This window comes from Kosakonia oryzendophytica (genome assembly GCF_900094925.1).
Taxonomy (GTDB): domain Bacteria; phylum Pseudomonadota; class Gammaproteobacteria; order Enterobacterales; family Enterobacteriaceae; genus Kosakonia; species Kosakonia oryzendophytica.
In genome coordinates this window covers 278,760-304,081 of the sequence record NZ_FMAY01000002.1, presented here as the reverse complement: position 1 = coordinate 304,081, position 25,322 = coordinate 278,760, and the positions used below count along the sequence as shown (strand labels likewise).

Below are 25,322 nucleotides of genomic sequence, written 5' to 3'. Positions count from 1 at the left end.
ACCTCGCTTATAAACGTGTCCACACTATGCGGGTAGGGCCACAGTTACGATTTAACTTACAGGAAATTAATCGAAAATACTCTGCATAAAGTAGATAATCGACCCAAGCACCCAGTTTTCATACAGCAAAAATCAACTGACAATAGTAAAGGATAACATGCCACAAGTAAGTTTTATTACACCATTAGATCAACCTGGCGGTTCTAAACGCTTATTGGACATTTTGCGTACGGGTCTAAAAGATCCGCGTTTCACTCAATTACGCATCGTCACTGCTTACGCGAAATCTGGTCCCTTACTACGTCTTAAGTCTGATATCGAGAGCTGGATAGCGTCTGGAAACTCTCTCTACGCTATCGTGGGGATTGACCAACAGGGTACAAGTAAAGAAGCGTTAACAATAGCAGCCGATTTGTGTAAAGAGCTTTATATAACTCGTGAAAATGGGATAACTTTTCATCCCAAAATATATTTATTTAATGGTCCAAAATATGCGAAAGTAATTGTCGGATCTAATAACCTTACAGTCGGTGGTACTGAAACTAATTTTGAAAGTTCGATAATTTTAGACCTGGTTTTTCCCGAGGATAATAGTATATACAATGATCTAGAAACAATGTGGGTCAATTTATTACCTCACTCATGCGTTGCAACAAAAGCATTTGAGCAGAAATTATTAGATGAATTGATAGCTAACGGTGCTGTTCTATCTGAACTAGATAAACAAGCACGCGCCAAGCTAACAGGGAACCCCTTCCCTGCTCCAAGAACTGGACTGATACGAAAACCAGCAAGCCCACTCCCCGCATCCATAATGAAAACGCCTAAAGCACAAGCGACAGGAATTATGGAGCAACCTCAATCTCCGCAACAAGTTGTTGCAGGGCTAATTATACAGATTAAACCTCATCATAATGGCGAGATTTTCTTAAGCAAAATTGCAGTACTACAAAATCCAAGCTTCTTTGGCTGGCCATTCAAGGGATCGACAATACCCAAGAAAGCGGGTAACCCTGCATATCCACAGAGAACTCCCGACCCAATAGTGAACATAAATGTATATGGCCCCGCTACGACACCGACACTAACTCTCTCAAGTTATAAACTCAATACGGTGTATTATTCAGCCAAAGCGGAAATTAGGATCACGGCATCACCATTAGTATCACAAGTACCAGACTACTCAGTAATGGTAATGATGCCAGGTAACAGTGCCGAAATCGATTATGAAATATGTATCTATCGACCGGACAGCCCCCAATATACGTCATGGTTATTGGCTTGTAACCAGTCAATGCCTGGTGGTGGGAAAAAAGCAAGAAAGTTCGGCTGGTTTTAAACCAGCCTCACAATTATGCTTTCCTAAGTCTAAGTACCACATTCTTGACTATAGCATTTTTAATATGCTTAAAATTTTCGGTAGTGACAGATATATCAATTCTCTCTACTACCACCATCTCTTGTGTACAAGCTATCTCCTCAATCAAGTCTGTACAAGGGATTAGCATTACTTTTCCGTTAATTGTTGTTTTATTATCTCCGATGACAATCATCATTTCTCCGCCTGACCGCAATAACCTTTTGGCTTGGCCAAGAGCAGCAGACATGTCGAGAAGATATCGCACCATTAGTGCTGGCATATTACGTTTTCTGAATCCTGCAGATAAATCACTTTTGAGTTCCCTCTGCATTGTTGAAATAAAGTGTCGTGAGCCAGAAGGTAGTACCTCGCTGAGCTCAATCTGCTCTAATCGACGACGTTCAACCGTACTTATTTCTCGACTTCCAATTAACCCATTTTCAACGGGTCTTCTATCCGAGCTCTTTAAACCCATTATGAAAAGTAGAGATAGTCGATCTGTGTCGATATATGGTAACGCAGTTCCATAAGGTGGACTAGTTAATACAAGATCCACACTACCAGGCTCAAGACCTAATTTCGCAAATGTATCGGGATTTCTATTATCCCCCTCTGTAATTACAGAAGGGAGGAAGGCTTGAGGTGCATTATTTCGTATCTTCCAGAATTTCTCTATCCGATTGAACTGATCCTCCAATTTATCTAGAAAGAGACCAAGTACATCAGCATCAGTAAGCGGCTCGGATCGATAGCGAATACGAAGATCTGTAGGTTCCTGATTCGAAACCTCACGAATTATACTGCTCAAAATTACTTCGAGAAAATCTAGCATTACTCCAGCACTAATTCTTCGCAGAAGCCCCAAGACCCAGTTTAACTTGAAAGCGATAGATGGTGAAAACCAGCGAAGAATCTCTTCACGGCAGCTTTCTTCAACATAATCAAGGTTCTGCGGAAAATTTAAAGGTGGGCTAGCAAGAAACTCCCGAACACTTAACACAACCTCACGTACAGTATCTGGGTTTAGCTCTAAGACCCCGAGCTTCGCTCGTGATATCTTAGCTGCTAGTGGATTCATATCACAGCCAAAAGTACGAAAGCCATTCAAATATCCTTCCAACAAGGTAGTTCCGCTGCCACAAAATAAATCCAATACTGTAGCACCGGGGCCAAACCCGCTGATATTTAACAAACTCTTCGCTAGCTGTGGATAAAACTTCCCTTTATATGAATGGATACCATGAGTAACATATTTAGGATCCTTCCGTGTAGTTGAGCGCCACGCCTCTCCATTCTCCAGAACAGCTTGCCAAGTCGGCTCAACATTTCCCCCTTCCAGTTGAACACTATGCGAAAAAGCTGCACGCTTATACATCCTTCGATCTTCGTCAAGTGAAGGAAGACGGATGTCCAAAGAAGGATCTGCATCACCAAGTTTAAGGCCCACCTCTCTGAGCCTTAACTCTGCCTCGTATGGCCATAACTTATATGGTGCTGGAGATATCTGAATGAACGTTGGAGTGACCTTACGTCGTAAAATCAATATATGTTCAGAAGTCGCACGCCTACCTGCATGTGAGAATGATCTCTTCACAGAGTGAATAGCTCTATCAACAATAGTACAGGCTTCAAAACCTAAACTATCAGCACGCTCATAAAGAGCTTCAGCTGGATCATATGTCTTTTTATCATATACAGAATCTCCAATTACGAGCGCAGCATATCGGCCCGGCTTTAAAGCACGATGCATAGTCGCTAAAGCTGCTTCCATATCTGCAAGGTAACTTTCAAACCCACTCGATTCTCTCTGATGTTTTAAGTGGGAACCAATTTCGACATGACCTAATGCAATAGGATCAAAACCCAGCCATAATAAGCGAAAACGGTGGTAAAGATGATAGTCTGTTGCATTCCCATACGGTGGTGAAGTCACTACCAGATCAGCAATCCCATCTGGAAGCTTTTCTTTACCAATCAAGCGAATATCATCACATAGGAATTGCGATAATCCATACCTTGTTGCCGCCTCATTCTTTTCTACAGACTTAACTACTGCTGTAAATTCTCGTAAATACCTCCGTAACGTTTCGCCCATGGGTACTTCACGTGGAACACTTTTATAGCGTGTTTCTGAATCTTGAAAAGAGGCTTTAATTACTATTCTGGAAAGCGCAACTTGGGCTATATCTTGACTGGTGCTATCTAGCTCATTTATATAAGCTTTAATTAAGCACAATTCCGCGTATGCAGTATCCGCGAACCATTTATCCTGATTGACGATCTTTGGTGCATGAGAAGAATAATTATTAATTAATGAGGAAGGTGTGAGATTTCCCCCTTCAAGATGAGTAAGTAATACTGAATGATGGGCATTCAACGCCTTAAGCGTTTCAGGTTCAAGTCTGGCAGTTTTAACTCGACCAATGAGGGCAGAAAGTGGATTAGCATCAACACTGATTGCCTTACGTCCTAGCTTCACTGCTTCAAGCGCTGTAGTCCCGCTCCCACCAAATGGATCAAGCACAGTTTCCCCGTGTCCACTCAGACGCGAGATTAAGCCGTGCGGAAGTTGTGGGATGAACTTAGCGGGATATGGATGTATGTCATGTCCTGGCAGGCGAGTATCCACTTCGGTGAAGCTCCAATCAATAGCCTCCAGCTCACGAGCAACCTCCCTAATTGGCCTTAGATGAAGTGCTGGATCATTATTTATGACTTCCATCTCCGTTAAATTAGCATTGTGTACAGCTTTCTGTGTAGGCATAAATGATGACTCTCAAATTTTAATTCTGGGATTTTATCAAAATCCCAGAATTGATTCAAATATACAATTAGCTATTGTTGTGGGGCAACAGTTGCAAGTACTGCTGTTTCCCTAAAATCAGTTACTCTTCATTCTCCCGAAATCAAAAGGACTAATCCCCTTCTCACGATTCGCATCAAGAAAATCCGCCCACCATTGCAGCATCAATCGTCTCTCATCCAAATGCTCAGCCTTATGAATGTAAGCTGCTCGCACTGAGTTACGCTCCATATGGCTCATCTGCCGTTCAACCGCATCCCTGGACCACAACCCTGACTCAATCAATGAGCTACAAGCCATCGTCCTAAAACCATGTCCACAAACCTCTACCTTTGTGTCATACCCCATAACGCGTAGCGCCTTGTTTACCGTATTTTCACTCATCGGTTTACGAGGGTTATGATCGCCAACGAAAACAAAATCACGATCACCACTAACCTTGTTAACCTCTTCAAGGATTGCTAACGCTTGGCGAGATAGCGGCACCAAGTGGGGTGTACGCATTTTCGAGCCACGCTGCGAATGCTTTACTCCTTCGATAGCTTCTCGTTCAGCCGGTATCGTCCACATTGCTGTTTCAAAATCGATTTCAGACCAACGCGCAAAGCGCAATTCACTGGAACGAATGAAGATCAATAGGGTGAGCTCAACGGCCAGGCGGGTCAAAGGGCGTCCCGTGTAACCGTCAATTCGGTGGAGTAGTTCAGGTAGGCGTTTCAGCTCAAGCGCTGGACGATGGACACGATTACTGGACGCAACAGCACCGGCCATCTCCTGGGCTGGGTTGTAATCAATCAAACCACTTTGTACGGCATAGCGCATAATTGCCGTGGTTCGCTGCTGAAGACGAGAAGCAACTTCAAAGCGCCCCGTCGCCTCAACAATTTTTATGGGGGCAAGCAGGTCGCGAGTTTTTAGCTCTTCGATACTACGTTTGCCAATTGCGGAGAACAGATTGTCTTCCAGGCTCTTCAGCACCCTTCGGCTATGTTCTTCTGACCATTTTTTATTAGCGCCATGCCACTCTCTGGCAACTGACTCAAAGGTAATATCTTCTTTCGCTAGTTCTTCTTTCACAGCACGTTTGTGTTCGCGAGGATCGATTCCAGCAGCAACAAGCCTTCTGGCCTCTTCCCTCTTCTGCCTCGCATCGGCTAACGATGTTTCAGGGTAAACCCCAAACGCCATCAGGTGCTGCTTGCCACCAAAGCGAAAACGGAACCGCCAGTATTTTGAGCCGTTGGGGTGAATCAGCAAAAACATGCCATCCCCATCGACTAAGGTGTACTCCTTTTCCTGCGGTTTTGCAGAACGCACTTTGATATCTGTCAGAGCCATAAAAGTTCTCCTTCCATGTGCCGCTGTGAGTATACAACCATTATCGAACCAGCATATATACTCGGTTCTATACTCACAAGCGACTTGATGTGGGTTGACTCAGATTGACTTCTGTTGAAAGGAAAATCACGGAACGCCTTGTTTAGCGCGGATTTCAGGCACAAAAAAAGACGTCCGTTGACGTCTATTAATGTTCCGATGGTGCCGAAGGCCGGACTCGAACCGGCACGTATTTCTACGGTTGATTTTGAATCAACTGCGTCTACCGATTTCGCCACTTCGGCACTGAAGGGGATGCGGAAACGTGTTGGATTATACCTGCCGTGGGCGGCTATGCAAGTCACGATCTTGTCATAAGCCGCTAAGTGCTGAAAAAAACAGCGCCATCTCAGGTTGTTGGCAACCAGGCGGGAAATCAATCGGCCTCATAAGGTGTATGAGGCCGCATAATGAACAATGCATATATGAGACGTCGTTCGTGTTCACGCTTTCAAAAACAGCGCCCGTTCTGCTTCGCGCCGCCGGGTCAGTCCGGCCAGCACTTTGCCGCCCGCTTTGTTCCAGCGCGGGAACTGATCGGCGGCCTGGGCATACTCTCCCTGGTTCAGCAGTTTGAGCAGCGTGGACGTCTGCAAATTCCCGGCGCCAAGGTTAAAGGTAAAGGCCACCAGCGCATCAAACTGGTTCTGATTTAAATCCACTGTCACCAGCCGGTGAATACTGCGTTCAGTGATCCCAAGATCATCACGCAGCAACTCATCAGCCTCCGCCTCAGTTAGCGCTCTGGGGAAACTCTCGTTCGGCAAGATCAAATGACCATATCCGATGGTCCATTTACCCACAGCATCCCGGTATTTCTCAAGCCTGAGCCCTTCAAAAGACTTGATTAAAGCCACCCCGGCATCGCCGGTGCTTTGCGGTTGTTCAGCCATTTTTCGTTGCTCCTGTAGGGTGTGTACGGCATCTCTTTGAGGATGGTACGGACACATTCTGTTGCACAGCCGACAGGCCGAAATAGGCCTATGGAAAATCCGAAAAAGCGGGCGGTGGCGGTGCATCAGCGGGCATCGTTTTGGCGAAACGGGCTATCTGCGCGCACACAGGCTGCCACGGGATCGCCAGATGCCCTACACTTCATGCGTCCCCCCTCTAACTCGAAGGAATCCATGATGAGCATCATTAAAAGTTATGCCGCGCCACACGCCGGCGCTGCGCTGGAGTTACAGGAATACGACGCTGGCCCGCTGGCGGCGGAAGATGTGGAAGTGCAGGTGGATTATTGCGGGATCTGCCATTCCGATTTGTCGATGATCGACAACGAATGGGGCTTCTCCCAATACCCGCTGGTTGCCGGGCATGAAGTAATCGGCCGGGTCGTGGAACTGGGTAGCGCTGCGCAAAACAAAGGCTTAAAAGTCGGTCAGCGTGTAGGTATCGGCTGGACAGCCAGAAGCTGCGGGCACTGCGATGCCTGTATCAACGGCGATCACATCAACTGTAAAGAAGGTGCTGTGCCGACGATCCTCAATCGCGGCGGCTTTGCCGATAAGATCCGTGCCGACTGGCAATGGGTGATCCCCCTGCCGGACAGCATCGATATCGAAACCGCCGGGCCGCTGCTGTGCGGAGGTATCACCGTGTTTAAACCACTGCTGATGCATCACATCACCGCCACCAGCCGCGTCGGGGTGATCGGTATTGGCGGTCTGGGGCATATCGCCATCAAACTGCTGCACGCCATGGGCTGCGAGGTGACCGCGTTCAGCTCTAACCCGTCGAAAGAGGCGGAAGTGCGCATTATGGGTGCAGACAATGTGGTCAACAGCCGCGATCCGGACGCGCTGAAAGCGCTGGCGGGCCAGTTTGATTTGATCATCAACACCGTCAATGTGGATCTGAACTGGCAACCTTACTTTGAAGCGCTGACCCATGGCGGGCATTTTCACACCGTCGGTGCGGTGCTGAAGCCGCTGGAAGTCCCGGCGTTTACCCTGATCGCAGGCGATCGCAGCGTCTCCGGTTCCGCCACCGGCACACCCTTTGAGTTGCGTAAGCTGATGAAGTTTGCCGGGCGCGCCAAAGTGGCACCGACCACCGAACTGTTCCCGATGTCGCAAATTAATGACGCCTTGCAGCACGTGCGTGACGGCAAAGCCCGTTATCGCGTGGTATTAAAAGCGGATTTTTAACAGCGTAACAGGCCGAATGCACTCGCGTTATTCGGTGCATGGCCCGGTGGCGTTCACGCTTACCGGGCCTGCAACGCCATCTGGATGGGTTACTTCGCGATGGCGGCAAACACCTCGGCAATCGCAACCGCACCCGGATCGCTCACGCCGTCGAGATTTTCACGGTTGACGTACGACGAGCGTCCGGCACCCGCTTTTTGCATGGTGGCGGTGCTGGCAGCGCCGTTTTTCGCAGCCGTGACGGCGGCATCCAGCCCGCTGTCACGCAGCGCTTCTAATGCCGGTTGCAGCGCATCGATCAGCGTCCGATCGCCGAGATCCGCCCCGCCATAATGTTTCATCTGCTTCAGACCGAGCAATAATGCATCCGACAACGCTGTCCCGTTGTGCACCGCCTGGCCTGCGGCCGTGAAGAAAATCGACATCAGCACGCCGCTGGAACCGCCCATCACTGTCGCCAGCCGTTCGCCAACCAGTTGCAGCAACTGCGCCGTGTTGTTCAGCGGCAGCGCATCGCTCTCCAGCAGGTGCACGATCTCCCGCGCCCCTTCGGCGAACGTTGAGCCGGTATCGCCGTCTCCGACTTTCGCATCCAGCGCGTTAAGGCGGTTCTCAAGGCCAATCAGCGTCTGCGCCGCGCTGCTGACCAGCGCCCTTACCTGCGGGTTCTCTGACGGTACACTCTCCAGCCCGGTATAGACGGCGCTATGCGGCTGCGTTTTCATCGGTGCGAACGGTACCGGCTTCTGCCAGCCAACCGTCTGCACATCGGCGCAAATTGCTTGCTCAAACACGCCGTTCAGGCGCAGCAGCGACAGTGAAAAACCTTTCATATCCAGCGAGCTGACCAGCGGCGCGGGGCCGATCAGATAAGCAATTTGATCTTTCAGCGCCGAGTGCGCCAGCTCTTTGGTCAGCAACGCCATCTCCAGCGCCGACACGCCGCCAAGGTTGTTGATCAACACCGCCACGCGATCGTCGCCCACCGCCGCTTTGAGCGGTTGCACCAGCGTCTCAATCAGCGCCTTGCTGTTATGCGTATCGACCACGCTGGCACCCGGCTCACCGTGAATGCCCAGCCCCAGTTCGACTTTACCGCGCTGAATGCGCTCCTCTTCTTCGCTGTCGCTTCCCGGCAGGTTGCAGGTCTCCATTGCCAGGCCAAGACTGTAGACACTGTCGCAAGCCTGGCGGGCGATATCACGCACTTCGCTGAGCGACTTACCGTGCTCAGCGGCGTAGCCCGCAATTTTATGCACCAGCGCCGTCCCGGCGATGCCGCGCGGCTGTTTATTGTCCGGCAGCGCGATGTCGTCAGCGACAATCACCATCTCCACTTTCAGGCCGTAGCGTTTGGCTTTTTCAGCCGCCAGGCCGAAGTTCAGCCGATCTCCGGTGTAGTTCTTCACAATCAGCAGACAGCCGCGATCGCCGGTGACGGCGACAATCGCATTCAGTACAGCGTCGACGCTGGGCGAGGCAAACACATCGCCGCAAACGGCAGCCGTCAACATCCCTTTGCCGACAAACCCGGCATGCGCCGGTTCATGTCCGGAACCGCCGCCGGAAATCACCGCCACGCGGCTTTTATCCCAGTCGGCGCGTGCGACAATGCGAATGGCGGGATCGATATCAAGTCGGACGAGGTTGCCGTGCGGAGCTGAGATGACTAAACCTTCAATGGCGTCATTGACCAATTGTTTGCGGTCATTGAAAAAGAATCTGGACATAGTCTTCCACTAATGGGTAAACGGTATGCAAAAGCATAGCCTCTGGTGCGAAGAAGCGCGTTAAGAACAGATTTTACTGAGAAGCACTTACGGTACGGTACGCCCAAAGCCGGTGGTATAACCGCGTAATTGGCGTAGGTGCTCAAGACGATGGCTCTGCCATAAGGCCCCGGCGATGGCCAGAATCAGCAGGCCGCCGTGCACATAGAGCGAAAGGCGTTCATCCAGCAGAATAAAACCGGCGATAGCGGGCGGGAGAAATATAAGACACTGGAATTCCTGCGCTTTTTCAGCGGTATCAAAGCGGGATAATACCCGGTCTGCCTGCACCTCTTCCGGCGAACCCGGCCGGACAGTCCCCACGGCACGCGCCAGCGCATCCGCGCGACGGGTCAGCCAACTGACCAGCCCCAATGCCAGCAGCGTGACCAGCACTTCCACTGCCAGCACCACACTGTCGCCAACCAGCGAAGCAAACCACTGCGCGCCAATCACCGCCACCGTAAGAACCGAACTCAGCATCCCGCAGAGGAAAATAGAAGAAAAACGAACAACCGTACGGGTAACCCACTGCAACATGCGCGACTCCTTGCACCCAAAAAAAGAGAGGCCGCAGCCTCTCTTGATGTACTGATTAACTTTTTCTCATCATCAGCCACAAGCTGATCAAGAAGAATGTGGCGCTGGGCAACAACGCGCCCACCACAGGGGGAATGCCGTAAACCAGCGTCAGCGGGCCGAAAATCTTGTCCAGCACGTAGAAGACAAAGCCGAAACTGATGCCCGTCACCACACGCACGCCCATCGCCACGCTGCGCAGCGGGCCGAAGATGAACGACAGCGCCATCAACATCATCACCGCCACGGAAAGCGGCTGGAAGATTTTGCTCCACATATTAAGCTGGTAGCGCCCGGAGTCCTGACCACTCGACTTCAGGTACTTCACATAGTTGTGCAGACCGCTTATAGACAGTGCATCCGGATCCAGCGCCACGACGCCCAGTTTGTCCGGCGTGAGGTTGGTTTTCCAGGTGCTGCTCACGGTCTGTGTACCGGTCACCTGCTTCGGATTGGTGAGGTTGGACTCATCCACCTGCGACAAACGCCAGATTTTCTGTTCTGTATCGAACTTCGCCGATGCCGCATAACGCACAGACTGTAAACGGCGCTGATTATTGAACACATAAATGCTCACGCCGCCCAGTTCATCGTCGCCTTTCACGCGCTCAATATACACAAAGTCATTACCGTCTTTTGCCCACAAGCCTTGCTGGGTAGAAAGCAGTGAGCCGCCATACATCGACTGTGCACGCTGGTTACGCGCCATTTGCTCACCCTGCGGCGCGACCCACTCGCCAATCGCCATTGTCAGCAACACCAGTGGGATGGCGGTTTTCATCACCGACAAGGCAACCTGCATACGGGTGAAGCCGGAGGCCTGCATCACCACCAGTTCACTGCGCTGGGCCAGCATGCCAAGCCCCAGCAGTGCGCCAAGCAGCGCCGCCATCGGGAAGAAGACCTGAATATCTTTCGGTACGCTGAGGAGGGTATACAGCCCAGCGCCCAGCGCATCGTAACTGCCCTGCCCGGCTTTTTTGAGCTGATCGACAAATTTGATGATGCCGGAGAGCGACACCAACATGAATAACGTCATCATGATGGTGGTAAAAATGGTTTTACCGATATAGCGGTCAAGAACGCCAAAAGCCTGCATTATACCGCTCCTCTACGGGCAAAACGGGCGCGAACCCGGCGCATCGGCACCGTATCCCACATGTTTAACGCCACCGCCAGCGCCAGATAAGCAAGGTTAACGCCCCACATCCAGATCATTGGATCCAGTTTGCCTTTCGCGCCATTCGAACGCAGCGAAGTTTGCAGCAGGAAGAAAACCAGGTACAGCAACATGGCGGGCAGCATGGAGAGCACGCGCCCCTGACGCGGGTTGACCACGCTAAGCGGGACCACCATCAGCGCCATCATAAAGACCGTAAACACCAGCGTTAAACGCCAGTGCAGCTCCGCGCTGGCGCGGGGGTTATCCGTGCTCAACAGCGTGCGCATATCCATCTGTTCGGTATCGGAAGGATCCAGCGTAACGGTCTGGTGGCCGATAATCGCCTGATAGTTCTGGAAATCGGTAATGCGGAAGTCGCGCAGCATCGCCGTGCCTTCAAAGCGCGTCCCCGTATTCAGCGTGACGACCTGCGAACCGTCTTTATGCTGTGTAATGTGGCCGGAGTCCGCCACCACAACCGACGGGCGAGCGTTGCCTTTCGGGCGGATTTGCGCAAGGAACACGTTATGGAACGTACTGCCTTCCACGCCTTCAATAAACAGCACCGAGTTGCCGTCCGTCGCTTGCTGGAACTGCCCCTGCGCCAGCGCGGCCATACCGGGGTTGGCTTTGGCATCCGCCAGCACCTGATCCTGATGGCGGGATGACCACGGGCCAGCCCACATCACGTTCACCGCAGCCATAGCGCCGGTAAACAGCGCCAGAATCATCGCCGCTTTTATCAGCACGCCACGGCTCAGGCCACAGGCGTGCATGACCGTGATTTCACTTTCAGTATAAAGTTTGCCCAGCGTCATGAGCAGGCCGAGGAACAGGCTCAATGGCAGGATAAGCTGCGCCATCTCAGGCACGCCCAAACCCAGCAGCGAGAGCACGAGGTTGGTGGGGATCTCACCGTCTGCCGCTGCGCCTAATATCTTGACCAGTTTTTGACAAAAGAAAATCAAAAGCAGGATGAATAGGATCGCAAGCTGGCTTTTTAGCGTCTCCCGCGCCAGATATCTTATGATTATCACTTTAATTACGCCCGTAAAAACCAGTCTTTTTCCTGGAAAATCGCTTGTTTCATGGCTTAAACGTCATTTATTCTCTTGAGTCGTCGAAATGATCGCTAAGATTAATATACTCAGCGGATACGTGCGTAAGACCCGATTCTGACGTGCCGAAACCGAAGTAACATTAAGATTAACACGAAGTCACCGCAACAGCGGACATGAGTTACGAAAGCTTGCAATTCTATCCGTAGCCGCCGCTGTTGTCTTTAAGATTCAGGAGCGTAGTGCATGGAGTTCAGTGTAAAAAGCGGTAGCCCGGAGAAACAGCGGAGTGCCTGCATCGTTGTTGGTGTCTTTGAACCGCGCCGACTCTCTCCGATTGCCGAACAACTCGATAAGATCAGCGACGGCTATATCAGCGCGCTGCTGCGTCGCGGCGAGCTGGAAGGCAAGCCGGGCCAAACGTTGTTGCTTCATCACGTGCCGAATGTCCTCTCTGAGCGGATTTTGCTGATTGGCTGCGGTAAAGAGCGTGAACTGGATGAGCGTCAGTACAAGCAGGTGATCCAGAAAACCATCAACACCCTGAATGATACAGGTTCCATGGAGGCGGTCTGTTTTCTGACCGAACTGCATGTTAAAGGCCGCAATACCTACTGGAAAGTCCGCCAGGCGGTAGAGACAGCAAAAGAAACGCTGTACAGCTTCGATCAACTGAAAACCAACAAAAGCGAACCGCGTCGCCCGCTGCGTAAAATGGTGTTCAACGTGCCAACCCGCCGTGAGCTGACCAGCGGCGAGCGCGCTATCCAGCACGGTCTGGCGATTGCTGCTGGCATTAAAGCCGCGAAAGATCTGGGCAATATGCCGCCCAATATCTGTAATGCCGGTTATCTGGCTTCTCAGGCGCGCCAACTGGCGGACACCTACAGTAAAAATGTGGTCACTCGCGTGATTGGCGAGCAGCAGATGCGCGAGCTGGGCATGCACTCTTACCTGGCTGTGGGCCAGGGCTCACAGAATGAATCGCTGATGTCGGTGATCGAATACAAAGGCAACCCGTCTGAAGAGGCACGCCCGATTGTGCTGGTCGGCAAGGGCCTGACCTTCGACTCCGGCGGTATTTCGATCAAGCCTGCCGAAGGCATGGACGAAATGAAATACGACATGTGCGGCGCGGCGGCAGTCTATGGCGTGATGCGCATGGTGGCCGAATTGCAACTGCCGATCAACGTGATTGGCGTACTGGCGGGCTGTGAAAATATGCCTGGCGGGCGCGCGTACCGTCCTGGCGATGTGCTGACCACCATGTCCGGCCAGACCGTAGAAGTATTGAACACTGACGCGGAAGGCCGCCTGGTGCTGTGCGACGTGCTGACCTACGTGGAACGCTTCGAACCGGAAGCGGTGATTGACGTCGCTACGCTGACCGGCGCATGCGTGATTGCGCTGGGTCATCACATCACGGGCCTGTTGTCGAACCACAACCCGCTGGCTCATGAGCTGATCGGCGCTTCTGAACAAGCTGGCGACCGTGCATGGCGTTTACCGTTGGGCGATGAATACCAGGAGCAACTGGAGTCTAACTTTGCGGATATGGCGAACATTGGCGGCCGTCCTGGCGGTGCAATCACTGCCGGGTGCTTCCTGTCGCGCTTTACCCGCAAGTATAACTGGGCGCATCTGGACATCGCCGGTACCGCATGGCGCTCCGGTAAAGCCAAAGGTGCGACCGGTCGCCCGGTAGCAATGCTGTCGCAGTTCCTGCTGAACCGCGCCGGGTTTAACGGCGAAGAGTAATGTAAAGTCCCCCTCACCCTAACCCTCTCCCCAAAGGGGCGAGGGAATCACCGCTCCCTCTCTCTTAAGGAGAGGGCCGGGGTGAGGGTATGAGATTTAAATCCACCACAAGAAACCCCATATATTATGAAGACTGCAACGTTCTATCTTCTGGACAACGACAACACCGTTGATGGCTTAAACGCCGTGGAACAACTGGTGTGTGAGATTGCCGCAGAACGTTGGCGCAATGGCAAACGCGTGTTGATCGCCTGTGCCGATGAGCAACAGGCTATCCGGCTGGATGAAGCCCTGTGGGCGCGCCCGCCGGAAAGCTTCGTGCCGCACAACCTGTCGGGCGAAGGTCCGCGCGGTGGTGCGCCGGTTGAGCTGTCCTGGCCGCAAAAGCGCAGCAGCAGCCCACGCGATGTACTGATCAGCCTGAGGGTGGAATTTGCAGATTTTGCCACCGCTTTCACAGAAGTGATAGACTTCGTCCCTTACGAAGACTCTCTGAAACAACTGGCGCGCGAACGCTATAAAGCTTACCGCGTGGCCGGTTTCAACCTGAACACGGCAACCTGGAAATAATGGAAAAGACATACAACCCCAAAGATATCGAACAGCCGCTGTACGAGCAGTGGGAAAAGCAGGGCTATTTCAAACCCAACGGTGATGAAAGCCAGGAAAGCTTCTGCATCATGATCCCGCCGCCGAACGTCACCGGCAGTTTGCATATGGGCCACGCCTTCCAGCAAACCATTATGGATACCATGATCCGTTACCAGCGCATGCAGGGCAAAAACACCCTGTGGCAGGCGGGGACTGACCATGCCGGTATCGCCACCCAGATGGTGGTTGAACGTAAAATTGCCGCGGAAGAAGGGAAAACCCGCCACGACTACGGCCGCGACGCCTTTATCGACAAGATCTGGCAGTGGAAAGCCGAATCTGGCGGTACCATTACCCGCCAGATGCGCCGTCTCGGTAACTCTGTGGACTGGGATCGCGAACGTTTCACCATGGATGAAGGCCTCTCCAATGCAGTGAAAGAGGTGTTCGTCCGCCTGTATAAAGAAGATCTGATCTACCGTGGCAAACGCCTGGTGAACTGGGATCCGAAACTGCGCACGGCGATCTCCGATCTGGAAGTGGAAAACCGCGAGTCGAAAGGCTCCATGTGGCATATCCGTTACCCGCTGGCCGATGGCGCGAAAACCGCCGACGGTAAAGATTACCTGGTGGTCGCCACCACCCGTCCGGAAACGCTGCTCGGCGATACCGGCGTAGCGGTAAACCCGGAAGATCCGCGTTATAAAGATCTGATCGGCAAATTTGTGGTGCTCCCGCTGGTGAACCGCCGTATTCCGATCGTTGGCGATGAACACGCCGACATGGAAAAAGGCACCGGCTGCGTGAAAATCACCCCGGCGCACGACTTTAACGACTACGAAGTTGGTCGTCGTCACAAGCTGCCGATGATCAATATCCTGACCTTTGACGGCGATATCCGTGAAAGCGCGCAGGTGTACGACACCAACGGCAACGAATCCGACGTTTACCCGGCAGACATCCCGGCGGAGTTCCAGAAACTGGAGCGTTTTGCCGCGCGTAAAGCGGTGGTCGCCGCGGTAGACGCGCTCGGCCTGCTGGAAGAGATTAAACCGCACGATCTGACCGTACCGTACGGCGATCGCGGCGGCGTGGTTATTGAACCGATGCTGACCGACCAGTGGTACGTCCGTGCCGACGTACTGGCGAAACCGGCGGTAGAAGCGGTGGAAAACGGCGATATCCAGTTTGTACCGAAGCAGTACGAGAATATGTACTTCTCCTGGATGCGTGACATTCAGGACTGGTGTATCTCCCGCCAGTTGTGGTGGGGCCACCGTATTCCGGCCTGGTACGACAACGAGGGCAACGTCTTCGTCGGCCGCAGCGAAGAGGAAGTGCGCCAGGAAAACAACCTGTCCGCCGATGTCGCCCTGCGGCAAGACGAAGACGTGCTGGACACCTGGTTCTCCTCCGCGCTGTGGACTTTCTCCACCCTCGGCTGGCCGGAAAACACCGATGCGCTGCGTCAGTTCCACCCGACCAGCGTGATGGTCAGCGGCTTCGACATTATCTTCTTCTGGATCGCGCGCATGATCATGATGACCATGCACTTTATCAAAGACGAAGATGGCAAACCGCAGGTCCCGTTTAAGACCGTCTATATGACCGGTCTGATTCGTGACGACGAAGGCCAGAAGATGTCCAAATCCAAGGGTAACGTGATTGACCCGCTGGATATGGTAGACGGGATTTCGCTGGCGGATCTGCTGGAAAAACGCACCGGCAACATGATGCAGCCGCAGCTGGCGGAAAAAATCCGCAAACGCACCGAGAAACAGTTCCCGGACGGCATTGAGCCGCACGGTACCGACGCCCTGCGCTTTACCCTGGCGGCGTTGGCCTCTACCGGCCGCGACATCAACTGGGATATGAAGCGCCTGGAGGGTTATCGTAACTTCTGTAACAAGCTGTGGAACGCCAGCCGCTTTGTGCTGATGAACACTGAAGATCAGGATTGCGGCTTCAACGGCGGCGAAAAAGTACTCTCGCTGGCGGATCGCTGGATCCTCGCCGAGTTCAACCAGACCATCAAGGCTTATCGCGACGCGCTGGACAACTTCCGCTTTGATATTGCGGCAGGCATCCTGTACGAGTTCACCTGGAACCAGTTCTGCGACTGGTATCTGGAGCTGACCAAGCCGGTCATGAACGGTGGCTCTGAAGCGGAATTGCGCGGCACCCGTAATACGCTGGTCACCGTGCTGGAAGGTCTTCTGCGTCTTGCGCACCCGATCATTCCGTTTATCACCGAGACCATCTGGCAGCGTGTGAAAGTGCTGAAAGGCATCACCGCCGAGACCATCATGCTGCAACCGTTCCCGGCATATGACGCCTCTCAGGTAGATGAGAACGCGCTGGCAGACACCGAATGGCTGAAGCAGGCGATCATTGCCGTGCGTAACATCCGTGCGGAAATGAACATCTCTCCGGGTAAACCGCTGGAGCTGTTGCTGCGTAGCGCAAGCGAAGATGCAAAACGTCGTGTAAACGATAACCAGAGCTTCCTGCAAACGCTGGCGCGCCTGGATAGCATTACGATCCTGTCTGCTGACGAGAAAGGCCCGGTTTCGGTCACCAAGATTGTTGACGGCGCAGAGTTGCTGATCCCGATGGCGGGGCTTATCGACAAAGACGCCGAACTGGCGCGTCTGGCGAAAGAAGTCGCTAAAGTGGATCAGGAAATTGGGCGTATCGAAAGCAAACTCGGTAACGAAGGCTTTGTCGCGCGCGCACCGGAAGCGGTGATTGCGAAAGAGCGTGAGAAGCTGGAAGGTTATGCGGAAGCGAAAGCGAAGCTGATTGAACAGCAGGCCGTTATCGCCGCGCTGTAATCACGTTGCATAAAAAAAGCCGGGCTCTGATGCCCGGCTTTTTTATTGGCTGGCCGAATAAAACATTGAGCGTCATCCGGCAAAAGCGGTCAGATTAAAAGACTACCGGATAGAAAGACAAACCACGCGCCAGCAGATTCGCTGGATCTTTTGCCGGTTGCACGTCGTGTTTTTCCAACGGCAGCGCTTCCAGATCACCGTGTACGTGCGTATTTTCCAGTAAATAGCGGGTAAAGCGCACTTTCGCCCACGGCCACGCCAGGAACAGCGTCACGCAGCACACCAGCAGGTTGGTCACGGAAATCAGGAACACGCGCCCGATGGTCACCGTAGAAGAAAAACGAATATCCCCTTCCAGCGACAGTTGGCTGTAGAGGTAATTACGCAGCTTCACAAAGGCGAAAATATAGCAAACCACCGCACCGGCAATATACAGCAGATAGCTGAACAGTAATTTTCCGTAGAACGGTCCCATCAGCAGTGCTAACTGTTCCGGGTCATCGCCAGCCGCATAGGCATACTGCGTCATCATAAAGAACGCCGGAATAATGATATACAATACAACGGCGATAAACGGCACAAACAACAGCATCGACAATACAATAATCGTGATGCATTTTTTCGCGGAAAATTCACCGGAGAATTTCAGTTTGCCGTATTGCAGATTATTAACCAGCATGCCAAACCATTGCGCAGTATATACACCCTGCATAATGGCGATCCCCAGCATTAATACCAGCGTACCGATACCAATCATAGTGAAAATAGCGCCGTACGAACCGCTACTGACAGCAGAAGAGACAAAAAGGGAGAAGATCACCACTGAAGCGATAATAATCAGCAGCGGGCACCCCATCATCACCCACCAGGCGCGCAGTGGGCTGGCGTAGAAATTGAAGCGTACACCGTTAATTTCCGTCATCAGCAGTTGATAGCGCAGCCCCTGAGTAATCAGCCACGGGAAGAAAATCAGGAATAAGCCAATCATGCACAGTTGCAGGCCAACATTCTGGTGCACCACGTTTATCAGGAAAATCACATACAGCACCAACAGACAGAGCCAGCCAACAAAAATCGAACGCCCGGTGGCATGATAAGAAAAACGCGCACCGCCAAGTTCAGTATTCTCGTAGAAATAACGGCGTGCACGCACTAATGCCCAAGGTAAATATAACCCTGCGGTTATCAGGGTAAGAAGAATATTCACCAGCCATACCGCAAAATAGCCTTTGCCACTGCCCTGAAAGAGAAAATGGCGAACGGGAGCCGTTACGGAACCATGAGTTTCGGAAGTCATAACAATCCTTATCGTAAAAAAACAAGACAAACAGAGTCAACCATAACAATATTGCGGTTGAGTTAAGTCCATTCTTAAGTCTAAATAGTTTAAAGTCGAAATAATAGCGACCAATATTCCTGGTCTTGCCAGAACGCCGTTGTGGTGGTATTAAGCAGGATCACGTCATAACCCCAAAACAGAGTGCAGAAATGAATGTGACCGCTCCGGTAGAGGTGAAAATGCGCCGGATTGCTGCTACAGATAACGCAGCAATCGCATCGGTGATCCGCCAGGTTTCGGCGGAGTATGGCCTCACCGCCGATAAAGGCTACACCGTCGCCGACCCCGAACTGGACGAGCTTTATCAGCTCTACAGTCGCCCGGGTTGTGCATATTGGGTAGTGGAACAAAACGGCGACGTCGTCGGCGGTGGCGGCGTTGCGCCGCTAAAATGCAGTGAACCGGATATCTGCGAACTGCAAAAAATGTATTTCCTGCCCAGGGCTCGCGGCCAGGGTCTGGCGAAAAAGCTGGCGCAAATGGCGCTCGACCACGCCCGCGCGCAGGGTTTTACCCGCTGTTATCTGGAAACCACCGCTTTCCTTACCGATGCCATTGGTCTGTATGAGCACCTGGGCTTTGAGCACATTGACGGGCCGCTGGGCTGTACCGGCCATGTAGACTGTGAAGTACGCATGCTGAAAGCGCTGTAATGTTACAGCGCGTCTTTACGCCGGCACGCCGCTGTGAAAACGAAACTCCGTATCCGGCGTTGAGATCAGCGCCGCTTCCACCTCGCCAAAATGGCGAACGCGCGGCGTGATATCCACGGGTGATACCTGCTGTGCCAGTGTCAGATAATCCTGGTAGTGACGCGCCTCGGAGCGCAGCAGCGACAGATAGAACTTCTGTAAATCTTCTTCCAGCCATGGCGCCAGCGCAGCAAACCGCTCGCAGGAACGTGCTTCGATATAGGCACCGCAGATTAACTTATCAATCAGCGTCAACGGCTCATGTGTGCGGACCTCTTTCAGCATCCCTTTGGCATAACGGCTGGCGGTGATTTTGACATAGGGGATGTCGCGCGCCAGCATCGCTTCCCTCACCTGCCAGAAATGGTGCAGTTCCTCTTTAATCAACAACACCATGCTATTCATCAGCGCCTGCCCCCAGCTATCGTCCGTTTGCGGCATTGCGCTTTTGCCAATCTGCTTATGCAGCGCAACAAAATCCGGCTCCGGTCCTTCACGAAAGGTGAATTCTTCATAGGGTTTGAGCCACGCCAGCAGCGCATCAGAACCGCGTTTATCCGCTACGTATTTGCGCACCAGCAGCATTGCGGTTTGCGCCGCTTTCAGCTCACAGACCATATGGTCGGTCAGCAGTAGCGGCAACATCGCCGGGTCGCGGGCTTTCTCTATCCAGGATGGTGGGGTCGGGCAGTGGAGAAAATCGCGAACCGGGGAGAGTATTTGCGGGTAATCCATAGCTGTTCCTTGCTTGCGGCAGCTGGCGCTGCCGCAACGGTCACTCAGTGACGTACACCGTCATCGTCTTCGTCGATGTAGTCTTCATCTTCATCATCGTCACCCTCTTCGCCGTTCGGATCTTCGTAGTAGGTGCCCCAGCCGTCGTATTCAACCTCAAATTTTTCCGCCAGGTTCAGCAGTTGCTCAACCTGCGCGTCAATCAGATCGGCATTCAGCGCGCTTTCACTCAGCACGTCGCAGCAGATCACTACATCGCCTTCTTCCAGCTCCAGCTCTTCCGGCTCGGTCACTTCGTAACCCAGTTTGAAGGCTTCCACAGCGACCTTTTCCAGCGTTTCGAAATCATCTGCCGACAGGTGATGCTCAATGGTGTACAGCGCGTCAGGATCGCTACCATCTTCCAGCAATTCTTCAATAATCAAACGCGTCTCTTCGCGCTGTTCTTCCAGGTGTTCCGGGTTCGCCATGGCTCGTTCCTCATAATGTGGCAGATACACTTATTGTCACACACCGCCGCCAATGCCTCCACTCTCTGCCGAAAAGATTTCTCCTTCGGGGTTGCAAATGAATATTCATCCATATAAATTGAATTTTAATTCAATAAGTGGCCTTAGCCATGTGAGGAAATTATGTCTACGTTTTATCAGAAACATTTCTTGAAGTTGCTCGACTTTACATCCGCTGAAATCCATTCCCTGCTGCAGCTCGCCTCGCAACTGAAGGCCGACAAGAAAAAAGGCCAGGAAGTCCAGAAGCTTACCGGCAAAAACATCGCGCTCATCTTCGAAAAAGACTCTACCCGCACACGATGCTCTTTCGAAGTTGCCGCATTTGACCAGGGCGCTCGCGTCACTTACCTCGGCTCCAGCGGCAGCCAAATCGGGCATAAAGAATCAATTAAAGACACCGCGCGCGTGCTCGGCCGGATGTACGACGGGATCCAGTATCGCGGCTACGGTCAGGAGATTGTAGAAACGCTGGCGCAATACGCAGGTGTACCGGTGTGGAACGGTTTAACCGACGAATTCCACCCCACACAATTGCTGGCGGACCTGCTGACCATGCATGAGCATCTGCCGGGCAAAGCTTTTAGCCAGATGACGCTGGTGTATGCAGGTGATGCGCGCAACAACATGGGCAACTCGATGCTGGAAGCTGCCGCGTTGATGGGCCTCGATCTGCGTCTGGTTGCGCCGAAAGCCTGCTGGCCAAACGCCAGCCTGGTGACGGAATGCCGTGCGCTGGCGGTGAAAAACGGCGGAAACATTACGCTGACGGAAGATATTGCCGCAGGCGTAAAAGATGCTGATTTCATCTATACCGATGTCTGGTTGTCGATGGGTGAAGCCAAAGAGAAGTGGGCCGAACGTATCGCTCTGTTGCGCCCGTATCAGGTTAACAGCAAAATGCTGTCACTGACCGGCAACCCACAGGTGAAATTCCTGCACTGCCTGCCTGCATTCCATGACGATCAGACAACGCTTGGCAAAAAAATGGCGGAAGAGTTTGGTTTACACGGCGGAATGGAAGTGACTGACGAGGTGTTTGAATCTCCGGCGAGCATTGTGTTTGATCAGGCGGAAAACCGCATGCACACCATCAAAGCGGTGATGGTAGCGACACTGAGTCAATAACGCGATACAGCCCGGTCTGCACTGTGCGACCGGGCGCCTTTTCTTATTCCACCCGCAGTTTAACCACCACTTTACGCACCGGTGCCGGGGCATTTACCGCGCACAGCGGCTTATGCACTTCGCCAGGGTAGAACACCACAAAATCCCCTTCGTTCAGCACTACCGTCTTCTCCTGCACGCCTTCCGGTAAAAAGGCGATGTCTTTATCCGCCAGCCAGTCGGTATCCGGCGCGCCCGCAGGTTGCGTACTGAAGGTCATGCCTTCCTGGCCTTTGAGAACGATCTGAATATCCAGATAACGTGCGTGATACTCCGCACGACGCTCGGCAAAAGGCTGAGTCATATCTTCCGATACCAGGTAAAACAGGCGACTGCCGTCGATCTCATGTTTGCCGATCGGCGTGGCATCGGTGACATGCTGCTTAATCAGTTCAATAGCCTGGCGCAACGTTTCCGGCAGCCAGGCTTGTACATTGTGAATATTGCCAACGATCATGATTACATCCTCGATATAAAACAGCGTTTCATTTCACATGGTTATACGAGAATTCCCACTGCCATACCACCCTTTTTTGCAGGAGATTTGCGACAGCGCATAGTTATCGGAACGGGTGTTAAACGGCTGTTAAGGCGCTGACGGCATTTATGCAGAGATCATGCATAAAGCCAGCGAGAGACGTTATCCGGCAGGCGCTGTGTGACTGATTAAGCATGGTTTATTAAAAAAAAGGGGGGAGCTTCACACTTTATTCCTCCCACTCTGCGCGCCTGAATTCACGCATTATTTTTAAATTGAATCGCCTCAGGAAATATTTCCCTCTTTTTTATGCATACCCATTCGGAATTGAAAAGTAAAAGCATTGAATTCAATGCGTTACAAAAAAGACAAAATCAATCATTCCACACAAATCTATAACAACCATGAATAATTACAGCCATTAACGCGTAGACATTCACCCTGATAATAAGGCTGATTAACAGTTCTCTGATGCGAATCATGCATTTGAACACTCTCCAGACAATATCAATTTCGACGTGAACCAGCTCACATTTTTAATTCCACCGACACCTACTATGAGCCATGAAAATTAATTGAGCTTATCGCACCATGAAATTAAATCGCGTTCATGGCACGCCCCTTTTTATTCTTAAAAAACCGTTAAAGGAATAATTATGGAAAAGCATTACGTCGGTTCTGAAATTGGTCAATTGCGTAGCGTTATGCTGCACCGCCCAAATTTAAGTCTGAAACGCTTAACCCCTTCAAATTGTCAGGAGTTGTTATTTGATGATGTGTTATCGGTTGAACGTGCGGGCGCGGAGCATGATGTGTTCGCAAACACGCTGCGTGAACAGGGTGTGGAAGTCCTGCTGTTGACCGACCTTTTGACTCAAACACTTGATATTGCAGAAGCAAAAGCCTGGTTGCTGGAGATGCAAATCTCCGATTACCGCCTCGGGCCCACCTTTGCCAGCGATGTGCGAGGCTGGCTGGCGGATATGCCGCACCGCGAACTGGCGCGCCGGTTGAGCGGTGGACTCACCTACGGTGAAATCCCGGCATTTATTAAAAATATGGTTGTGGATACCCATACAGCCAATGATTTTATTATGAAGCCGTTACCCAACCACTTATTTACCCGCGACACATCGTGCTGGATTTATAACGGTGTTTCGATTAATCCGATGGCCAAACCAGCCCGCCAGCGTGAGACCAATAATCTGCGGGCAATATATCGCTGGCACCCGGCTTTTGCCGACGGGGAATTTATTAAATACTTCGGCGACGAGAATATTAATTATGATCACGCCACCCTCGAAGGCGGCGACGTATTAGTGATTGGCCGCGGTGCGGTATTAATTGGTATGTCGGAACGCACCACTCCGCAGGGTGTCGAGTTCCTTGCCAACAGCCTGTTTAAACACCGCCAGGCAGAGCGCGTGATCGCCGTGGAATTGCCGAAACACCGCTCCTGCATGCACCTCGATACCGTGATGACGCACATTGATGTCGACACCTTCTCTGTCTATCCCGAAGTCGTCCGCAAAGACGCCCAGTGTTGGACGCTGACGCCGGACGGGCGCGGCGGGTTGCAACGAACCCAGGAAGAGGATCTGTTGCATGCCATTGAAAAAGCGCTCGGCATTGATCAGGTGCGCCTCATCACCACCGGTGGCGACGCCTTTGAAGCCGAACGCGAGCAATGGAACGACGCCAATAACGTGCTGACCCTGCGCCCTGGCGTCGTGGTGGGTTACGAACGCAACACCTGGACCAACGAAAAATATGACAAGGCCGGTATCACTGTGCTGCCGATCCCCGGTGATGAACTGGGACGCGGACGCGGCGGTGCACGCTGCATGAGCTGTCCGCTGGAACGAGATGGCATTTAAAGGAGCCAACATGAAAAGGAAACCCACACTGGTTGTCGCTCTTGGCGGCAATGCCCTGCTCAAACGCGGCGAACCGCTGGAAGCCGATATCCAGCGCCAGAATATCGATCTGGCTGCGCGTACCATTGCCGCGCTCACGGAACAGTGGAACGTGGTGCTGGTCCACGGCAACGGGCCGCAGGTCGGCCTGCTGGCGTTGCAGAACAGCGCCTACGACAAAGTGACTCCCTACCCACTCGACATCCTCGGCGCGGAAAGTCAGGGGATGATCGGTTACATGCTGCAACAGGCGCTGAAAAACCGCTTACCCCAGCGCGAAGTCAGCGTCCTGCTCACGCAGGTAGAAGTGGACGCAGCCGATCCCGCGTTCCGCCATCCGACCAAGTATATCGGTCCGGTCTACAACAACGAGCAGGCTGCCGCCCTGCAACAGGAAAAAGGCTGGACCTTTAAGGCTGACGGCCATTACGTCCGCCGCGTTGTCCCGTCCCCGCAGCCCAAACGCATTGTTGAAAGCGACGCGATTGCCGCATTGATCCAGCGCGAACATCTGGTGATTTGCAATGGCGGCGGCGGTGTACCGGTAGTGGAAAACGCCAACGGCTATCACGGCGTTGAAGCCGTCATCGATAAAGATCTCTCTGCCGCCCTGCTGGCCCGCCAGATAGAAGCCGATGCCCTGCTGATCCTCACCGATGCAGACGCCGTTTACCTCGACTGGGGTAAACCGACCCAGCGGCCATTGGCACAGATATCGCCGGAAGTCCTGCAAGGGCTGTCGTTTGACGCGGGTTCTATGGGGCCGAAAGTCGCCGCCTGCAGCCAGTTTGTTGAAGCCTGTAACGGCATTGCCGGGATTGGCGCGCTGGCGGATGGGTTGTCCATCCTCAGTGGAGACAAGGGCACGCTGATTCGTCACTGATTTTTCCCCTCACCCCGACCCTCTCCCCTGAGGGGAGAGGGGGAAAACAGAGCTCGTCTCACCTCGCCAAAAGGAAGGGGAAAACAGAGCCCGCCTTACCTCCCTATGGAGAAGAGGAAACGGGACCGGTCCCCTCTCCCTCCGGGGAGAAGGGGAAAACAG

Annotated in this window: 22 protein-coding genes and 1 tRNA gene; 10 read left to right on the top strand and 13 right to left on the bottom strand. The window is 52.6% G+C overall.

Annotation, left to right across the window (positions count from 1 at the left end; genetic code table 11):
• Positions 1 to 157 precede the first annotated feature (157 nt).
• Entirely contained in the window at positions 158 to 1,339 is a 1,182-nt protein-coding gene (locus GA0061071_RS04595) for a phospholipase D family protein (RefSeq protein ID WP_088237300.1), read from the top strand.
• A 13-nt stretch (positions 1,340 to 1,352) separates the two neighbouring features.
• Here the strand turns inward: GA0061071_RS04595 and GA0061071_RS04590 are convergent, their stop codons facing one another.
• The 4 genes from GA0061071_RS04590 to GA0061071_RS04575 all read right to left on the bottom strand — a co-directional run bounded on the left by GA0061071_RS04590 (position 1,353) and on the right by GA0061071_RS04575 (position 6,433).
• The gene (locus tag GA0061071_RS04590) at positions 1,353 to 4,124 is read right to left on the bottom strand and encodes a DNA methyltransferase (RefSeq protein ID WP_088237299.1); all 2,772 of its coding nucleotides are present in this window, start codon (positions 4,122 to 4,124) and stop codon (positions 1,353 to 1,355) included.
• Between the two features lie 117 nt (positions 4,125 to 4,241).
• Positions 4,242 to 5,501 carry a tyrosine-type recombinase/integrase gene (locus tag GA0061071_RS04585; protein WP_088237298.1) on the bottom strand — a complete coding sequence of 420 codons (1,260 nt, stop codon included), beginning with the start codon at positions 5,499 to 5,501 and terminating at the stop codon, positions 4,242 to 4,244.
• A 199-nt stretch (positions 5,502 to 5,700) separates the two neighbouring features.
• Positions 5,701 to 5,785: transfer RNA gene (locus GA0061071_RS04580), tRNA-Leu, on the bottom strand.
• A gap of 198 nt (positions 5,786 to 5,983) precedes the next feature.
• The gene (locus GA0061071_RS04575) at positions 5,984 to 6,433 is read right to left on the bottom strand and encodes a lysozyme (protein ID WP_061498149.1); all 450 of its coding nucleotides are present in this window, start codon (positions 6,431 to 6,433) and stop codon (positions 5,984 to 5,986) included.
• Between the two features lie 237 nt (positions 6,434 to 6,670).
• Between GA0061071_RS04575 and ahr the strand changes: the two genes are divergently transcribed.
• A complete protein-coding gene (gene ahr / locus GA0061071_RS04570; RefSeq protein ID WP_061498152.1) occupies positions 6,671 to 7,690 on the top strand; it encodes an NADPH-dependent aldehyde reductase Ahr in 1,020 nt (339 codons plus the stop codon).
• An 89-nt stretch (positions 7,691 to 7,779) separates the two neighbouring features.
• Here the strand turns inward: ahr and GA0061071_RS04565 are convergent, their stop codons facing one another.
• The 5 genes from GA0061071_RS04565 to GA0061071_RS23565 form a co-directional block, all read right to left on the bottom strand.
• Complete coding sequence (locus tag GA0061071_RS04565) at positions 7,780 to 9,420, bottom strand: dihydroxyacetone kinase subunit DhaK (protein ID WP_061498157.1); 1,641 nt, start codon at positions 9,418 to 9,420, stop codon at positions 7,780 to 7,782.
• A gap of 87 nt (positions 9,421 to 9,507) precedes the next feature.
• Complete coding sequence (locus GA0061071_RS04560; protein WP_061498160.1) at positions 9,508 to 9,999, bottom strand: hypothetical protein; 492 nt, start codon at positions 9,997 to 9,999, stop codon at positions 9,508 to 9,510.
• Positions 10,000 to 10,054: 55 nt separating this feature from the next.
• Positions 10,055 to 11,137: an LPS export ABC transporter permease LptG gene (gene lptG / locus GA0061071_RS04555; protein WP_061498162.1), complete on the bottom strand. Its 1,083-nt coding sequence runs from the start codon at positions 11,135 to 11,137 to the stop codon at positions 10,055 to 10,057.
• On the bottom strand, positions 11,137 to 12,237 hold the full coding sequence (lptF, locus tag GA0061071_RS04550) for an LPS export ABC transporter permease LptF (RefSeq protein ID WP_061498164.1): 1,101 nt from the start codon (positions 12,235 to 12,237) through the stop codon (positions 11,137 to 11,139). The genes lptG and lptF overlap by 1 nt, the downstream gene beginning before the upstream one ends.
• A 63-nt stretch (positions 12,238 to 12,300) precedes the next feature.
• Complete coding sequence (locus GA0061071_RS23565) at positions 12,301 to 12,351, bottom strand: hypothetical protein (RefSeq protein ID WP_216848985.1); 51 nt, start codon at positions 12,349 to 12,351, stop codon at positions 12,301 to 12,303.
• 153 nt (positions 12,352 to 12,504) lie between these two features.
• Here GA0061071_RS23565 and pepA point away from each other — a divergent pair, with 153 nt between their 5' ends.
• The 3 genes from pepA (at position 12,505) to GA0061071_RS04530 (ending at position 17,441) form a co-directional block, all read left to right on the top strand.
• Positions 12,505 to 14,016 (top strand): leucyl aminopeptidase, encoded by a 1,512-nt coding sequence (gene pepA / locus GA0061071_RS04540; protein ID WP_061498167.1) that lies wholly within the window; start codon positions 12,505 to 12,507, stop codon positions 14,014 to 14,016.
• A gap of 126 nt (positions 14,017 to 14,142) precedes the next feature.
• Complete coding sequence (gene holC, locus GA0061071_RS04535; RefSeq protein ID WP_088237297.1) at positions 14,143 to 14,586, top strand: DNA polymerase III subunit chi; 444 nt, start codon at positions 14,143 to 14,145, stop codon at positions 14,584 to 14,586.
• Positions 14,586 to 17,441: a valine--tRNA ligase gene (locus GA0061071_RS04530; protein WP_061498173.1), complete on the top strand. Its 2,856-nt coding sequence runs from the start codon at positions 14,586 to 14,588 to the stop codon at positions 17,439 to 17,441. Before holC ends, GA0061071_RS04530 begins: the two co-directional genes overlap by 1 nt.
• 94 nt (positions 17,442 to 17,535) lie before the next feature.
• Here GA0061071_RS04530 and GA0061071_RS04525 read toward each other — a convergent pair whose 3' ends face one another.
• Positions 17,536 to 18,738 carry a YjgN family protein gene (locus GA0061071_RS04525; RefSeq protein WP_088237296.1) on the bottom strand — a complete coding sequence of 401 codons (1,203 nt, stop codon included), beginning with the start codon at positions 18,736 to 18,738 and terminating at the stop codon, positions 17,536 to 17,538.
• Positions 18,739 to 18,929: 191 nt separating this feature from the next.
• Between GA0061071_RS04525 and GA0061071_RS04520 the strand changes: the two genes are divergently transcribed.
• Positions 18,930 to 19,433 (top strand): GNAT family N-acetyltransferase, encoded by a 504-nt coding sequence (locus GA0061071_RS04520; protein ID WP_061498183.1) that lies wholly within the window; start codon positions 18,930 to 18,932, stop codon positions 19,431 to 19,433.
• A gap of 15 nt (positions 19,434 to 19,448) precedes the next feature.
• Here GA0061071_RS04520 and miaE read toward each other — a convergent pair whose 3' ends face one another.
• Positions 19,449 to 20,207, bottom strand: a complete 759-nt coding sequence (gene miaE / locus GA0061071_RS04515; protein WP_088237295.1) for a tRNA isopentenyl-2-thiomethyl-A-37 hydroxylase MiaE — start codon at positions 20,205 to 20,207, stop codon at positions 19,449 to 19,451.
• 44 nt (positions 20,208 to 20,251) lie between these two features.
• Entirely contained in the window at positions 20,252 to 20,677 is a 426-nt protein-coding gene (gene rraB / locus GA0061071_RS04510) for a ribonuclease E inhibitor RraB (protein WP_061498191.1), read from the bottom strand.
• Between the two features lie 52 nt (positions 20,678 to 20,729).
• On the opposite strand from rraB, the gene argL reads away from it, so the two are divergent.
• Positions 20,730 to 20,870, top strand: a complete 141-nt coding sequence (argL, locus tag GA0061071_RS23745; RefSeq protein WP_420843377.1) for a putative translational regulatory protein ArgL — start codon at positions 20,730 to 20,732, stop codon at positions 20,868 to 20,870.
• Positions 20,840 to 21,844: an ornithine carbamoyltransferase gene (gene argF, locus GA0061071_RS04505; protein ID WP_088237294.1), complete on the top strand. Its 1,005-nt coding sequence runs from the start codon at positions 20,840 to 20,842 to the stop codon at positions 21,842 to 21,844. Before argL ends, argF begins: the two co-directional genes overlap by 31 nt.
• A 43-nt stretch (positions 21,845 to 21,887) precedes the next feature.
• On the opposite strand, the gene GA0061071_RS04500 is transcribed toward argF, so the two are convergent.
• Positions 21,888 to 22,340 (bottom strand): YhcH/YjgK/YiaL family protein, encoded by a 453-nt coding sequence (locus GA0061071_RS04500; protein WP_061498197.1) that lies wholly within the window; start codon positions 22,338 to 22,340, stop codon positions 21,888 to 21,890.
• Positions 22,341 to 23,017: 677 nt separating this feature from the next.
• On the opposite strand from GA0061071_RS04500, the gene arcA reads away from it, so the two are divergent.
• Together arcA and arcC are read left to right on the top strand one after the other, a co-directional pair.
• Entirely contained in the window at positions 23,018 to 24,238 is a 1,221-nt protein-coding gene (gene arcA, locus GA0061071_RS04495) for an arginine deiminase (RefSeq protein ID WP_061498200.1), read from the top strand.
• Positions 24,239 to 24,248: 10 nt separating this feature from the next.
• Positions 24,249 to 25,160 carry a carbamate kinase gene (arcC, locus tag GA0061071_RS04490; RefSeq protein WP_061498203.1) on the top strand — a complete coding sequence of 304 codons (912 nt, stop codon included), beginning with the start codon at positions 24,249 to 24,251 and terminating at the stop codon, positions 25,158 to 25,160.
• The last annotated feature ends 162 nt before the right edge of the window (positions 25,161 to 25,322 follow it).